Source organism: Nioella ostreopsis (genome assembly GCF_004000255.1).
Classification (GTDB): Bacteria; Pseudomonadota; Alphaproteobacteria; order Rhodobacterales; family Rhodobacteraceae; genus Nioella; species Nioella ostreopsis.
This window is the reverse complement of sequence record NZ_RCIQ01000027.1, coordinates 15,120-27,538: the sequence shown is the minus strand read 5'-3', so window position 1 is coordinate 27,538 and position 12,419 is coordinate 15,120. Positions and strand designations below refer to the sequence as shown.

The 12,419-nt window shown below is 59.1% G+C and carries 16 protein-coding genes; 9 read left to right on the top strand and 7 right to left on the bottom strand.

Features of this window, described 5'->3' with window-relative positions:
• Positions 1-5: 5 nt before the first annotated feature.
• From EP237_RS19970 to EP237_RS19955, 4 genes are all read right to left on the bottom strand, one after another.
• Positions 6-575: a biotin transporter BioY gene (locus EP237_RS19970; protein ID WP_088716876.1), complete on the bottom strand. Its 570-nt coding sequence runs from the start codon at positions 573-575 to the stop codon at positions 6-8.
• 10 nt (positions 576-585) lie between these two features.
• Positions 586-1,518 (bottom strand): phytanoyl-CoA dioxygenase family protein, encoded by a 933-nt coding sequence (locus EP237_RS19965; protein ID WP_088716875.1) that lies wholly within the window; start codon positions 1,516-1,518, stop codon positions 586-588.
• A gap of 210 nt (positions 1,519-1,728) precedes the next feature.
• Complete coding sequence (locus EP237_RS19960) at positions 1,729-2,364, bottom strand: recombinase family protein (protein WP_231017865.1); 636 nt, start codon at positions 2,362-2,364, stop codon at positions 1,729-1,731.
• A gap of 127 nt (positions 2,365-2,491) precedes the next feature.
• On the bottom strand, positions 2,492-2,698 hold the full coding sequence (locus tag EP237_RS19955; protein WP_164744778.1) for a hypothetical protein: 207 nt from the start codon (positions 2,696-2,698) through the stop codon (positions 2,492-2,494).
• Positions 2,699-3,000: 302 nt separating this feature from the next.
• On the opposite strand from EP237_RS19955, the gene EP237_RS19950 reads away from it, so the two are divergent.
• Positions 3,001-3,258: a hypothetical protein gene (locus EP237_RS19950; RefSeq protein WP_088716873.1), complete on the top strand. Its 258-nt coding sequence runs from the start codon at positions 3,001-3,003 to the stop codon at positions 3,256-3,258.
• A 10-nt stretch (positions 3,259-3,268) separates the two neighbouring features.
• Here EP237_RS19950 and repC read toward each other — a convergent pair whose 3' ends face one another.
• From repC to EP237_RS19935, 3 genes are all read right to left on the bottom strand, one after another.
• Positions 3,269-4,462: a replication initiation protein RepC gene (repC, locus tag EP237_RS19945; RefSeq protein ID WP_088716872.1), complete on the bottom strand. Its 1,194-nt coding sequence runs from the start codon at positions 4,460-4,462 to the stop codon at positions 3,269-3,271.
• A 316-nt stretch (positions 4,463-4,778) separates the two neighbouring features.
• The gene (locus EP237_RS19940; protein ID WP_088716871.1) at positions 4,779-5,552 is read right to left on the bottom strand and encodes a hypothetical protein; all 774 of its coding nucleotides are present in this window, start codon (positions 5,550-5,552) and stop codon (positions 4,779-4,781) included.
• A 222-nt stretch (positions 5,553-5,774) separates the two neighbouring features.
• Positions 5,775-6,029, bottom strand: a complete 255-nt coding sequence (locus tag EP237_RS19935; RefSeq protein ID WP_088716900.1) for a hypothetical protein — start codon at positions 6,027-6,029, stop codon at positions 5,775-5,777.
• Between the two features lie 246 nt (positions 6,030-6,275).
• Here EP237_RS19935 and EP237_RS19930 point away from each other — a divergent pair, with 246 nt between their 5' ends.
• From EP237_RS19930 to EP237_RS19895, 8 genes are read left to right on the top strand one after another with little or no spacing between them, the layout of a single operon-like run.
• The gene (locus EP237_RS19930) at positions 6,276-6,611 is read left to right on the top strand and encodes a hypothetical protein (protein ID WP_088716870.1); all 336 of its coding nucleotides are present in this window, start codon (positions 6,276-6,278) and stop codon (positions 6,609-6,611) included.
• Between the two features lie 43 nt (positions 6,612-6,654).
• The gene (locus EP237_RS19925) at positions 6,655-7,281 is read left to right on the top strand and encodes a lytic transglycosylase domain-containing protein (RefSeq protein WP_074647465.1); all 627 of its coding nucleotides are present in this window, start codon (positions 6,655-6,657) and stop codon (positions 7,279-7,281) included.
• Positions 7,278-7,568, top strand: a complete 291-nt coding sequence (locus EP237_RS19920; RefSeq protein WP_074647466.1) for a TrbC/VirB2 family protein — start codon at positions 7,278-7,280, stop codon at positions 7,566-7,568. Before EP237_RS19925 ends, EP237_RS19920 begins: the two co-directional genes overlap by 4 nt.
• Positions 7,569-7,580: 12 nt before the next feature.
• Positions 7,581-7,859, top strand: coding sequence for a VirB3 family type IV secretion system protein (locus EP237_RS19915; protein WP_074647467.1), 279 nt, complete (start codon positions 7,581-7,583; stop codon positions 7,857-7,859).
• Entirely contained in the window at positions 7,849-10,212 is a 2,364-nt protein-coding gene (locus EP237_RS19910) for a VirB4 family type IV secretion/conjugal transfer ATPase (protein WP_074647468.1), read from the top strand. Before EP237_RS19915 ends, EP237_RS19910 begins: the two co-directional genes overlap by 11 nt.
• Positions 10,209-10,433, top strand: coding sequence for a hypothetical protein (locus tag EP237_RS19905; RefSeq protein ID WP_127562614.1), 225 nt, complete (start codon positions 10,209-10,211; stop codon positions 10,431-10,433). Before EP237_RS19910 ends, EP237_RS19905 begins: the two co-directional genes overlap by 4 nt.
• Positions 10,426-11,571, top strand: a complete 1,146-nt coding sequence (locus tag EP237_RS19900; protein WP_088716869.1) for a lytic transglycosylase domain-containing protein — start codon at positions 10,426-10,428, stop codon at positions 11,569-11,571. Before EP237_RS19905 ends, EP237_RS19900 begins: the two co-directional genes overlap by 8 nt.
• Positions 11,571-12,419 carry a type IV secretion system protein gene (locus EP237_RS19895; RefSeq protein ID WP_231017864.1) on the top strand — a complete coding sequence of 283 codons (849 nt, stop codon included), beginning with the start codon at positions 11,571-11,573 and terminating at the stop codon, positions 12,417-12,419. Before EP237_RS19900 ends, EP237_RS19895 begins: the two co-directional genes overlap by 1 nt.

Genomic DNA, 12,419 nt, shown 5'->3' with positions numbered 1-12,419 from the left:
GCCCCCTACTCGGTCGTAGCGGCCTGGCGCTTGCGGGGCGTAATGATCGGATAGGACTTCTTTACGATCACGATCACGGCAGCCGCGATAAGGCATTTGATGATGTCACCGACGAAGAACGGGAGGGAACCGACGAAGGCGGCCCAAACAGAGATTTGGGCAACGAACGCGCTCCAGGGAATACCGATCGCATAGAGCACGACAATTCCCCCCACCACCGACGCCAGGAAGGCGTTGAGGTAGTTAAGCTGATGCCAGAAGCGCTCCACGAGGAAACCGACCACGAAGGCAGTGAAGATCCAGCCAATCAGATATCCCCCCGTAGGGCCAAGGAAAACACCAAAGCCCCCACGGCCTCCCGGAAGCAGGGGAAGCCCGATCGCAACGAGCAAAAGGAACAGAATCATCGACAAGCCGCCGCGTGTGGCCCCCAACACGCCGCCGGCGAGCATGGCGCCGAGAGATTGAGCGGTGATCGGAACGCCGACAACGGGCAGGGTGATCGGCGGAAAGACCGCCAGCGCGGCCATGATGGCCGCGAAGAGTGCGATAAAGACGATATCACGCGTTTCCATGTTTGCCCCCTTAAGCCAACTCACGTCGCACGAAGCGCTTGTCCCGGTCCGTAAAATACTCGCTGTCGGTCAACAGCGAGCCGTCTGGCAGACCGATTTCCATATGGGACCGCGTGAAGGCTTTGTGACCGTATTTTTCTGCCGGATATTCCAGGTTCCGGGCGCGTTGAAGATCGTAATGCGACCCGTCCTCGACGAAGCGCATCACAAAGGCAGCTCGCTTCGGCAGTGGTCCATCCTCCAGCATTATACTGCGGTGAACAACATATTTGTTGAACACGAGAACATCGCCCGGCTCGAAGTCATCCTCGACCTGATGATATTTGAGGATTTCGGCCATGGTGGGCGAATTGAGAATGCCCGAGCGCATGGCAAAATAGTCATCCATGGTCGTCTTTTCGCCCGCCTGTTCCTTGGCTTCGAGCGTGGAAATCATGGCTGGTTCGATCTGGTCATAGATGAACTTGCCAGATACGACCCGCTCAGGCACGTAGGCCATACCACCACGTTGGCCTGACTTGTGAACGGGATGGAGTGCTGCCCATATCGTGCAGCCAAATTCATCGGCAACCTGATAGCCAAAGCTTTGAACGCCGACATGCCAGGGGAATCCTTTGCTGATGTTCTTTTCCAATTCGAAGCAGAGCTCGAAAGTCAGGAACAGGTCCTTCTGCACGAGCGCCGTCAATGCCTTGCGAAAATACGGCCGGGCGATCAGCTCATAGATATCCGTTTTTTCGGTCTCGAAATCGTATTTGAGGCGGCTGAACTCGCTTTTAAAGTTCTCCGGCGCTCGGCTCATTTCCACCTCAACCCGATTGAGCAGGGTATGCACGACGTCAGGATTGAAGAATCCGTCCAACTTTACAAACCCGTCACGTTGAAATTGCTCAACCTGCTGGGGCGTTACATGAAAGTCGTTATCAAAAGGGTGTTCCTGCATCGCTGCCTCCGCTCTAACACCATGCTCGCGTCAGACTGCACCATTTCAAAGCTGAATGCTACCGGAGGATTACACGCCCAACTACTAAGGATGTCGGGCTGAGACCCGGTTAAGGGGCGATCCAGATCAAGCCTTGGCACTTATCCGAACCTTCTCGGCCGACAGGATGCGGATCGTCCTGCAAGGTGTCGGGAAAAGGCAGATCGCGGCTCAGTCGGTTGATTGTGCCGCTAGCTGATCGTCGCGGAGTCTCGTGATGGTCGCTCGGCTGACTGCCAGCCGTTTAGCGATCTTGGAAATGGATTCGCCCGCTGCCAACGCGGCCCGCGCATCCTCTTCGGCCTTGGTCGAAAGGGCGCGGGGGCGGCCGATGCGTTTGCCTTTGGCCCGCGCGGCAGCAAGCCCGATCTGGGTTCGCTCTCGAAGCAGGTCACGCTCGAACTGAGCAACGGCGTTGATGACATTCATGGTCAATGTTCCCGATGCACTTGTAAGATCCAGCCCAGGAAATGCGAGACAGTGAACGCGAACGGGAATTTTGGCCAACTCCGCAACTGTCGATGACACGTCGATCGCATCGCGGCCGAGGCGGTCGAGCTTCGTCACAACCAGTATGTCGCCCGGTTCCAGCCGATCGACCAGCCGCGCGAACTGGGGGCGCTGTTTCGCGGGGACGCTGCCGGAAATCGTCTCCGTAAGGATTCGATATTCCGGCATCTGGAAGCCCGCCGCCTCGATCTCGTGAACCTGCGATGCGACAGACTGCTCGACGGTCGAAACCCGAACATAGGCAAAGGTTCGGGGCGGGTCGGCCTGGGCCGGTGCGAGGGGTAAAGCTGAAGGCAATGAACACGTCCCTAGAGTGACCGAAATATCTGGCCGAAAAGTAGCATGCGTTCAAAACCCGAGAAAGGTAGTTTTGGACAGGTCCAGAGGCATGTTCCATAACGGTTCCTTTGTGGACACGGTTATATTAGAGATTATTGACGGCTTTGAGCTCAGCAGATTCGTCTTCGGACATGCAACGGGCTTGATCTGGATCACCCAAAGGAAACAGCGCACCTGCATATCCTTCGTTCGCGCAGATACTCGTGATGATTTCCCCGAAAGCTCTGCCATGCTGAAGGGCAATTTGGTGGCGCACGGCAAAACCCAAAGCGGTGCCGGTGATGAAGATCAAGAAGCCTATAGTCGTGGCCTTCTGTGCTGTCGTCATGTTGTGTTCTCCAAACGTTGGAAACAGTGTTCAGTGGGGGCTGTCTGCCCCCGCGCCTTGTGGCGCTCCCCCGAGGATATTTCAGGGAAGATGAAAGGACGGAAATCATCGCGATGTTGTTGTTCTGAGTCCATCATTATGATATTGATGGCCTTGCGATACAGGCAGGGATGCCGATGGTCGCGGAAGGTGAAAGCGTCATGCGCTGTTCTCCAAGAGGGTCGGGACCGCGAGGTGCCGGCCCTCTCTCGTAGAAAGGGTCTCACATGAAAATCATCCTGATTTTGGTGCTGTTCAACATGCAGTCGGGTTCCGAGGTCATCACGGCCGAGTTTGACGATGTGGAGGCGTGCGAGCTGGCGGCGCTGCGCACGTTCCAGGGCGTCAGCGCCGAGGTCGAAATGCGGGGGCTGGAGCCAGCCGGGGCAACGATCGCCGGCACGGTCATCGCGCACGGCGATGATGGTGCGGAGCTTGGCATGTATAGCTGCAATCCGTCGCGGTCGGATCGACGGAACGGTTAACCGCTGCATCCTAGTATCCTCGCCGGCGCTGCAAGCCGATCACGCTGCCGATGAGGTTGAGGTTGCCGCGTTTGTGCGCCCGGATCATGCCGCGCAGCGCACCGCCGGGGTTACGCACCGGGGTTTGCGGGTGGTCGCGGTTCGCATCGAGGACCAGGACGCAAAGGGTGGCGCCGAGGCGGCCGAGTTCGCCGCACGCGGATCGCCATGCGGAATAGTTGATCCCGAGCGGCGAAAGCATGTCGTGGGCGGCGTCGATCATAGTTTCCTTCGTGATCTGATTGGATCTTGCCTGAAGGGTCATCTGGAAGTCGGGCGATGCGAGCTTGAAAAGCTGCTCCGGTTCAAAAAGCGCCTCAAGTTTGGGGTTGATAACACCGCTATCCGCTTCACACTTATTTTCTCTGCAAATATCGGGGCCGGAAGGCCCCGATCTAAGGAATCCAGTGTGCGCGGGCTTGCCCGCGCTCCTTTCATCCACGCTAGCGTTACAGGATACAGAAGGATTCTGCTGGTTGTCCTCTTGTATAAAGGACCGGAAGGTTTCTGCCGGTTCACAGGAAGAATTAGGTAGGTTTTCAATGATCTCTTCGAGTTCCATGCACAGCTTGGCAGTGGCTTCGACATGGACTTCGAGGCGGTCCAGTCCGAGGGAATGAAGCCGGTCGGAGCGCGGCCAGGCATCAAACCGGGCGAGGACCGAGGCGACTGCCTCATCTTCCAGTGCTTCGGGGGCGAGCCGCGCGATTGCTTCCTTCATCCGGCGCAAGCGAACGCTGCGAAGGCTCTTCAGCTCCTTGATGCGCTTGGTCACGGCGCGCTTCTGGTCGCGCAGGGCCAACAGGTCGGCAAAGCAGGCTTTGAGCGGGGTGAAAAGCAAGCCCCGCCCGGTCCCGGCTTCGCGGGCACCGTTCGCCTTGGTGTCACGCTTCAGGATGTTCTTGCGCTCGAAGTTCCGCTCATGGCTGCGGAGCTGCCGTGCGGTCATTTGAAGGCGCTCGGCCATCGTTTCCTGGGTGCCGTAGAAGGTCGGATCGGCACCGGGTTCGATCCAGTCCTTTTCGCTCGTGCTGCCGATGAGCTTGGTCAGCACGAAGATTGCTGCGCCGCTCAGGTTTAGGTCGGGTCCGATCTCGCTGATAACCGCGATCACGTCGCGGCGGGTCATGCCCTGCGGCAACGCGACTTGTGGTGAGTGGTTCATTTCCTTGTCCTTTTCTGCTCGTTGGACAAGGCGGCAAGGCAAAGTTCTCCTGTTCGCACAGGTGCGTTTTTTGCTTGTTTGGCTGTCGGGAGGGTGGTAGAACCAGTCCTGAAAACAGATTGTGTTGGACCGTTCGGAACGCCAATTCCTTGGTTCTTAGACCCCCCCTCGCTTGGTTGCCGCCTTGCGGGGGGTTTGCTTTTCGGGGTGTCTGCTCTCCTTGCCTGTTCGATTCTTATGATCGTTCACGACAGGCATACTCTCTTTAGTTGCCTGTCGCAATTATAGTATTGAACGGCCTTCCTCGGCACTACTCTTAGTAGTTGACCTGCTCGAAACCATAGTTGCCTTGATAATCACGCCATTCCACGAAAACCGAACGGTGCCAGATGCCAGGGCAGTTCTCGCCAAACCGCTCCATTCCCGTGTGAGCTTCAGGCAAAGCGCCAACCGATGAATTGCGCCAATAGAAGTCTCCTTGGGTGCCATAAGACCCCATGCGGACGTTCGCCATGCGCGAGCAGTCGTCACGGGTCTCGCGCTGGCGGGCATAGGTCACATTGAAGACGCGGATCGAACGGACGAAATCGAACTCCGACCCGCTGATGTCGATGTCGGCCGTGCCGTTGTCGTCGCTGTATTCCCCTTCCTGCACGAAATGCAGGGCGAAGCCTTCAGGCAACCGCCGGGCAGCCCCGCCGCTCTGGCGAAGAACGGCGGGTTGCGGCTTAAGCGCGGCGTCCGTGAGTGGTGCGCTTGGAAAGGATTGCAGCGGCGGGGGGGCGCTGTCCTGCATAAGAATGTCAAAGAAGCGGGCCCGGTTCAGCTCGGACGGATCGACGTTGAAGGACGCGCCCATCGGACAGCGCCAGATTTGCAGGGGCGGCTCGACCGGCCAGGGTGTGATCCTGCGAATGAACTCTGCGCGGGCACGAGCACAAGGCTCTGAGGCTGGCCAGCCGCCCGAAAGGCAGAGCAGAATGGCACAGTCGATCTGATAGCTTTGTGCTTGTGCCCGCTCCGGGGCCGCGACAAAGCTGGACGCCGCGACGGCGCAGGCCAGTGCGGTTGTTCGGAGCAGCTTCAACATGGTATCTCCTTCGATTAATGGCGGTGCTATAAGGAAGAGCGCACTCTTATAATCTTGTGATAGGGCGAATGCAGGCCGATTGGCAACATATTCCGGTTGAAAATCATCTTGCAGGCCGGGGCAAGGGCGGTTCGCGCCAGCTTCTCGCAGGCGTTCATCTGCTCGGTTCGACCGTAAGGGTATCGACGGCCACAAGCGGAAACCCGCTCAACTATAGAGGTATCAGTCGTCGGAGACCACTTGATCGAAGAAGCGTCGGTATTCCTCACTGACCTCCTGCCCTTCCTGGAAGGCCCGCGCCCGCTCTTGATCGAGACATTGCAGGTAGACGCTGAAGTCCTCGAAGTAGATCTGGAAGTCGTCATAGATCAGGTCGCGATACTCCCTTGCGGACTCGATTTCGGCGGGAACGAAGGGCCGTTCAGGGGGAAAGCAGGTATTTGCTTGCACCCCGGAAGCCGAAAAAATAGACGACATTATAAGCATGTAGGCCGGTAGCTGCGTTCTCGGCATCCTGCGCTGTCCCTTTAGATCACTTGGGAATTTGGTTGGTGATGTGTATTGGTGCCTTAGAGCAGAACTTTCTGCGAGGCGCAACATTACAATGTTGCGCCCCATCTTATAATGTCGTAGGACTGAAGAGCCCGAGAAGGGTTCACGGTCCGTTAACCAGAAGGGAAAGCGCCGATCGTGAGGACAGACCTAAACAAAGAAGCGCCTAATGTGGTTACAGAGACGCAATTCAGGGTCCTCTTGCAGCAGGGGTATCAAGCTGAGGTTGTATGTAAAACCCCAGCGTTCCGAAAAAATGCAGTCTGGTATGGGGAGTGGTTCATCCGGGCTGTCACCGAAGACAGATCGGTTGAGAAGCTGCTTGTGCCGGGGCGTCGCTGGAACAAGCAGGAAGAGGAAATCCAATTGCGGCTCTTCAAGACCGCGAACGGCCTCATCTCCTTCCTCGAAGGGTTTGGCTTCGATCCGATCCACATCCCCCTGCGAAAAGGGGGCCGCGCCCTCCACGTTCTGCCGAACGGCAACACGCTATCTGACGACGACTAGCGCCGCTCTGGCGCTGTCCTGCACCGTTGCTCTGGCTCAGGGCATGGTGCTGGTGATGGAGGGCGATGGATCGCTTCGACCCTCCACCCCGCAAACCAACTTCGCCCGAAATTACAATGATGGTGTCGGCCAAGGATCGGCTTCCGACGAGCTGACGCTGTTCGGCCGTGACCGGGATGCAGCCGAGGAAGGGGACGGTTCGTTCCGGGTGGCTGCTGTGGCGCCTCGCGCCGTGGCACCCCGACCCGCGATCCTGAATGCCATCGACCAGACCGCCCTTCGCTACGCGAGCCATCCGGCTTTGCGCCGCGCGAACATCAGCGTGACCGAATGGCGGCTGCTCTATCAAGCGAACATTGAAATTGAGAGTGCCTACAACCCGAGCGCCCGAAGCCATGTTGGCGCGATCGGGTTGGGGCAGCTCATGCCAGCGACGGCGGCCAATCTCGGCGTCGATCCCCACGACTGGCAACAGAACCTCGACGGGTCTGCTCGGTATCTCCTGATGATGCTGGCCCGCTTTGGGGACGCTCGACTTGCTTTGGCCGCCTACAACGCGGGCCCCGAGGCGGTGGAGCGGCATGGCGGCATCCCACCCTATCGGGAGACGCAAAACCACGTCAGCCGCGTGCTGGCAGTTTTCAACAGGCTCGAAGGAGAACATTCATGAAGCCTAATCTTAACGTCTTCGTCGCGCTCTGCGGGGTTCTGCTGATGCTGGCAGAACCCGCTCTGGCGCAAAGCATCGACCTATCGCCAGTCCAGGATGTGCTTCAGGGCATCGTGGACGCGATCACCGGCCCCCTTGGGATCGTGATCGGCACGCTGGCGCTGATCGGTGTTTTCCTGTCGTGGCTCTTCGGCATTCTCGATTTCCGTCAGGCCATGTGGGTTGTGGTGGCAATCGCGGGTATCGCTGCCGCACCGACCATCGTTTCCGCAATCTGGTCTTCGTAAGGAGCTGGCACGATGGCGGAACAGTCTCGTCTTTTCCTTGGCCTTGTCCGGCCTCCCAAACTTCTCGGGCTGCCGATCATGTATGCGATGGTCTGGCTTTTCGGGTCTGTTCTGATCTTCGTCTGGCTTCAGCATTGGGCAGTCGCGGCTATCGCGGCGGCTGCCTATCCCCTGCTGTGGAAGGCGGCGGATTGGGACGAAAATTTCCTCGACGTGGTGGTGACGGCCTTGCAGGTCACGCGCCCGACCCTCAATCGCAAAATCCACGGCGGAGACAGCTATGCCCCGTGATACGAATTATGACCCCCGGTCCCTGCTGCCTGGCTGGTTCGGGCGTGAAGTGAAGCTCGCCTCGATGCTGCCCTATATCAGCCTCGTTGACGACAAGACCGTGCGGACGCGGGGCAATGAACTATTTCAGTGCATCCGTCTGGACGGGGTGAACAGCAACACCACCGACGACGAATATCTGGACCGCACACGGGCGCTCTTTGCGTCCGTGGTCGCGCGGATCGGGCCGGAATGCTCGTTCTATGTCCACAAAGTTTCAAAAGCGATCACGCCCGATCTTGTTCCGGTCGAAGGCGATAGCTTCGCCGCGGCTGTGGATCGTCGCTGGCGGCAGGCTCTCGGTCAGCGCCATTTGCGGGACAAGACGCTGACGCTTACCGTCATGAACCGCCCGGCTGTCGGCTCTAAGCTGCCGCTGCGCGCGGCCAAGTCGGCCGAGCTGCTGCGGGCGCAAACGGAAAAGCGGATGGGCAGGCTTCAGGAGGTTGTTCGCTTCCTTATGTCGTCCTTCGCAGACATGAACCCCCGGCTGCTCAATGAGCCTTCGGGCGAGCTTCTTGGCTTCCTGGGCGCGTTGAACACTGGCCAAGAGCTGCCGCTGTATCGCGGTGCCCGCACGACAATCGTTGCCGAAAATGTGGCGAACACGCGCGTCACCTTCAAAGGCGACAAGTTCTTTCTGTCCGATGGGGCAACCGGCCCGCGCATCGGCTCGATCTTCGCGGTGAAGGACTATCCCGAGAAGACGCATTGCACGATGTTCGATGAGCTGAGCCTGCCGGTCGATATGATCGTGACGCACAGCTTCACCCCCATCAACAGCAACTGGATGGCAGGGCGGATCAAGCGGCAGATGCGGCTTCGGGCCTCGGCTAACGATGGCGCCGTGTCGCTGCTCGAAGAGCTGCCGACCGCGCTCGATGATCTTGAATCGAAGCGTCTGAGCTTTGGCGATCACCATATGTCGGTGGCCGTGTTCGCGGACAGCGAAGAAAAGCTGGCAAATATCGGCGGCGAGATCAAGAACACGGCCTCGACCGAAGGTGTGAACCTGATTGCAGAAGGCTTCGCCAGCGCCACCCATTTCTTTGCCCAACACCCCGGCAACGGGCACGCGCGGAGCCGAAAGGGGGCGGTGACGAACCGGAATTTCGCGGACTTCGCCGCGTTCCATCGGACACCGCTCGGCAAGACAGCGGACCAGGTGCCGTGGGGCAAGGTTATCACCATGTTTCCCACACCGGAACGCTCGGCATTCTCCTTCAACTACCATGAACAAGGCTCCCCGGACAAAGAGCCGACCGGCGGTCACACGCTGATCCTTGGGCGTCCTGGCTCGGGGAAGTCGGTTCTCTCGGCATTCCTGATGACGCAGGCCCGGCGGGCCGGGGCACGTCTTTTCGTGTTCGACTATCGCTTGGGCATGGAAATGGCGGTGCGCGCAAACGGTGGCCGCTATTCCTCGATCAAAGCCGGTGACGCGACGGGGCTCAACCCGCTGTGGACCGAGATTGACGAACGCGGGCAGGCATGGCTCTCCGACTGGCTGGCCTCGCTGATCCATCGTTCGGACAAGCCGCTGACCCCCGCGCAGACGAACCTTATTCAGCAAGTGGTTCGGCAGAACGCGACGGCCAGCGATGCGAACCTGCGCAACTGGCACGATCTGGCCTCGCTTTTTATCTCGGCCGATGATGGCGGTGATCTTCATGAGCGCCTGCAAGAATGGACTGCCGAGGGTCGATATGGCTGGATTTTCGGCCAGAACCGTGAAGATACGTTCTCACTCGACGGGGAAGTTGTTGGCTTCGATCTAACCGGCATTCTCGACAGCGAAAGCGAGAAAGAGCGGATGGCTGTGCTGTCCTACCTCTTCCGCCGCGTTGAGCGGGTTATCGAGGACCGCAAGCCAACCATCATTGTCATTGATGAGGCGTGGAAAGCTCTCGACAACGGCTATTTCGCTGAACGCCTCTCGAACTGGCTCGTGACGGCCCGGAAGCAAAATGCGGTCGTCGTGATGATGACGCAGTATGCCAGTCAGCTCGAACAGACGCGCACCGGCAAAACCATCGTTGAAGCGGTGCCAACGCAAATCCTTCTGCCGAACATCCGGGCCAAGGCATCGGACTACGCGATGCTGAACCTTCATGACAAGGAACTGGACGTGCTGCTCACGTCCAGCCCGGCGTCCCGCATGGGGCTGGTTCGAGATGACCAGGGATCGGTCGTCATCAATGCAGATTTGAGCGCCCTCGGGCCGCTCCTAACCGTCCTCGGCGGGATGGAAAAAGGTGAACAGTTGGTGGGTGCCGATTACCGCCAGCGTGAAGATTTTTGGAGGGTCGAATGAAACCTACTGCAATCCTGATTATGCTGACCGCTCTCGGTGTCGCTGGCTGTGCCGAGTATCGGCCGTCCGAAGCGAATTGTTTCGACACGGTGACGCGCAGCAGTCACAGCATGGCCTTCCTTCCTACGAGTGAACCGCAACCGCAGGCCCGGATTTCGACCAAATCAGCACCCTGCACCTTTACCGCGATCGGCGGCCCGGAGGGCCTTGGTGATGGGTAAGACGGCTGCACTGACGGCCATCGCCTTCCTGTGGGGAACCAGCGCGATCGCGCAGGGTGTCCCCACAGTGGACGGTAGCCTGATTATCAGAAACGAGGCGTCGAACGCTCATCGGGAAAGCGATCTCGCCACGCAGCGCGAAACGCTCGCGGTGCAGGAAGAGATTGCGGCAATCGAGCAAGAACAGCTCTCCATTCTGCAACAGATCCTCGACGCCCAAACCAGCCTCGGCGGCCAGGGCATTCCGGGCATGGTCTCCGCGTTGGAAGATGGGGCAGACCCCGAGGCGTCGGCCGATGTGGTCTATGACCCGGATGACAGCAACCCCAGCGCTGCGCAGATGTTCGGGGACGCGGCAAAGAACGTTGAAGAGCTGATTATCCAGGTCGCGCAGGAAACGCATGGCCGCTCGGGTGTCAATCAAGCGGGGTTCTCGGTCAGGGAATGGCGCTACATGTTGCAAGCTCTGATTTGGCAGGAAAGCCGGTTCTCCATCGGCGCACGGTCGCCGGTCGGGGCCTTTGGCCTGACGCAGATCATGCCCGGCACCGCCGGCGATCTCGGCATCTATCCCGAGTATTACGACAGCCCGTATTTGCAGGTTGAAGGCGGCGCTCGCTATCTGGCGCAGATGCTTGCCATGTTCGACGGCAACATCATCCACGCCCTCGCTGCCTACAACGCCGGTCCCGGCAACGTGCAGAACTATGGGGGAGTGCCGCCGTTCCAGGAAACGCAGCACTACGTTCAGGTGATCCCGGCGAAATACAACGAATATCTGGCGCGTGGCGGCGGCGGCGATGCCGTTGGCACCATCGACCCGGCGCTGCTCGCGAACTCGAACCTCTCCTTCACCGGCGCCGGGGCCAGTTTCTACGCGAACAACAGCATGGCAACGGTCGAAGCTGCCGCGCGACGACTTCAAAGCATCATCCAGCGGATCAGCGAAACCGAGGATGTGCAGGAGGCTATGGCGCTGAACACCTATGCCCGTGCCGAGTTTGGGCGGCTCAGCGCCATCATGGCCCGGCTCCTTGCGGCCAGGGCACGCCCGGCAAGCGCCGAGTCGATCGCGCTCGCGGCCGACCGCCAGCAAGAACAGCAATTCATGGACTTCAATATGGAGGATTTCGACTGATGAAACCGTCGATGAACATCAACGCGGTGATCCGCAAAATCGCAACCGCCGGTTTCCTCGGCCTCGGCCTCGCTGTTGCGCCCGTTTCGCTGCTCGGGACCACGGCACCGGCTGCCTATGCGCAAGGCGTTCCCACCGTGGACACGCAGAATATCGCGCAGGAAATCCGCCAGCTTCAGCAGATGATCGAAGATGAAATCCTTCAGAACGATCAACTGCTTCAGCTTCAGGAACAACTGACAACGCTGCAAGAGCAATACGCGCAACTTCAGGACACTTATGCCGCCCTGACAGGCCTCGCCGAGCTTCCCGAGATCATTTCGACGGAAATGGAAGACTGGCTGAACGGGCTGCTCGATCAAGAATTTGGCGACATTACCGGCACCATCGCCGCGATCCAGCAAGGCGATTGGAGCGGCCTTACTGGCTCCGGTTCCAGTCAAATCCGAACACAGATGGAGCAAGTTCTGGCCGAACACGGTTTCGATGAAGACACGCTTTCGGAAATGGCGAACAGCGGCAATGGCGGCGCGGAACGGGTTGCCACCCGAGCCACGACTGGCGCGATGGTCTCTGCCGCCGCACAGAACAGCTACACCGAAGCCGGGCAGTCGCTTGAGCGGATCGACCGCCTCGTGGACCTGACGGGTGACATGGAAACCCTGAAGGAAAGCATCGACCTCAACACGCGCGTCGTGGCTGAGAACGGCATCATTCTTGTCTCGATCATGCAGCTTCTCGCGGTTGGCACCGTGGGCGAGGGCCAGGCCGGCGTCATCGAAGCAGCGGATCGGGCGGAAGAAGATCGCTACATGGACTTCACCATGCCCGATCTTTCGGCAGACTAA

Excerpts from the sequence above, each read along its gene's own strand:
- EP237_RS19935 (WP_088716900.1), bottom strand. The coding sequence starts at position 6,029 with ATGTCGTCTATTTTTTCGGCTTCCGGGGTGCAAGCAAATACCTGCTTT.
- EP237_RS19900 (WP_088716869.1), top strand. The coding sequence starts at position 10,426 with ATGGGTAAGACGGCTGCACTGACGGCCATCGCCTTCCTGTGGGGAACC.
- EP237_RS19950 (WP_088716873.1), top strand. The coding sequence starts at position 3,001 with ATGAAAATCATCCTGATTTTGGTGCTGTTCAACATGCAGTCGGGTTCC.
- repC (WP_088716872.1), bottom strand. The coding sequence starts at position 4,462 with ATGAACCACTCACCACAAGTCGCGTTGCCGCAGGGCATGACCCGCCGC.
- EP237_RS19925 (WP_074647465.1), top strand. The coding sequence starts at position 6,655 with ATGGTGCTGGTGATGGAGGGCGATGGATCGCTTCGACCCTCCACCCCG.
- EP237_RS19895 (WP_231017864.1), top strand. The coding sequence starts at position 11,571 with ATGAAACCGTCGATGAACATCAACGCGGTGATCCGCAAAATCGCAACC.
- EP237_RS19915 (WP_074647467.1), top strand. The coding sequence starts at position 7,581 with ATGGCGGAACAGTCTCGTCTTTTCCTTGGCCTTGTCCGGCCTCCCAAA.
- EP237_RS19965 (WP_088716875.1), bottom strand. The coding sequence starts at position 1,518 with ATGCAGGAACACCCTTTTGATAACGACTTTCATGTAACGCCCCAGCAG.
- EP237_RS19910 (WP_074647468.1), top strand. The coding sequence starts at position 7,849 with ATGCCCCGTGATACGAATTATGACCCCCGGTCCCTGCTGCCTGGCTGG.
- EP237_RS19905 (WP_127562614.1), top strand. The coding sequence starts at position 10,209 with ATGAAACCTACTGCAATCCTGATTATGCTGACCGCTCTCGGTGTCGCT.
- EP237_RS19920 (WP_074647466.1), top strand. The coding sequence starts at position 7,278 with ATGAAGCCTAATCTTAACGTCTTCGTCGCGCTCTGCGGGGTTCTGCTG.
- EP237_RS19970 (WP_088716876.1), bottom strand. The coding sequence starts at position 575 with ATGGAAACGCGTGATATCGTCTTTATCGCACTCTTCGCGGCCATCATG.
- EP237_RS19940 (WP_088716871.1), bottom strand. The coding sequence starts at position 5,552 with ATGTTGAAGCTGCTCCGAACAACCGCACTGGCCTGCGCCGTCGCGGCG.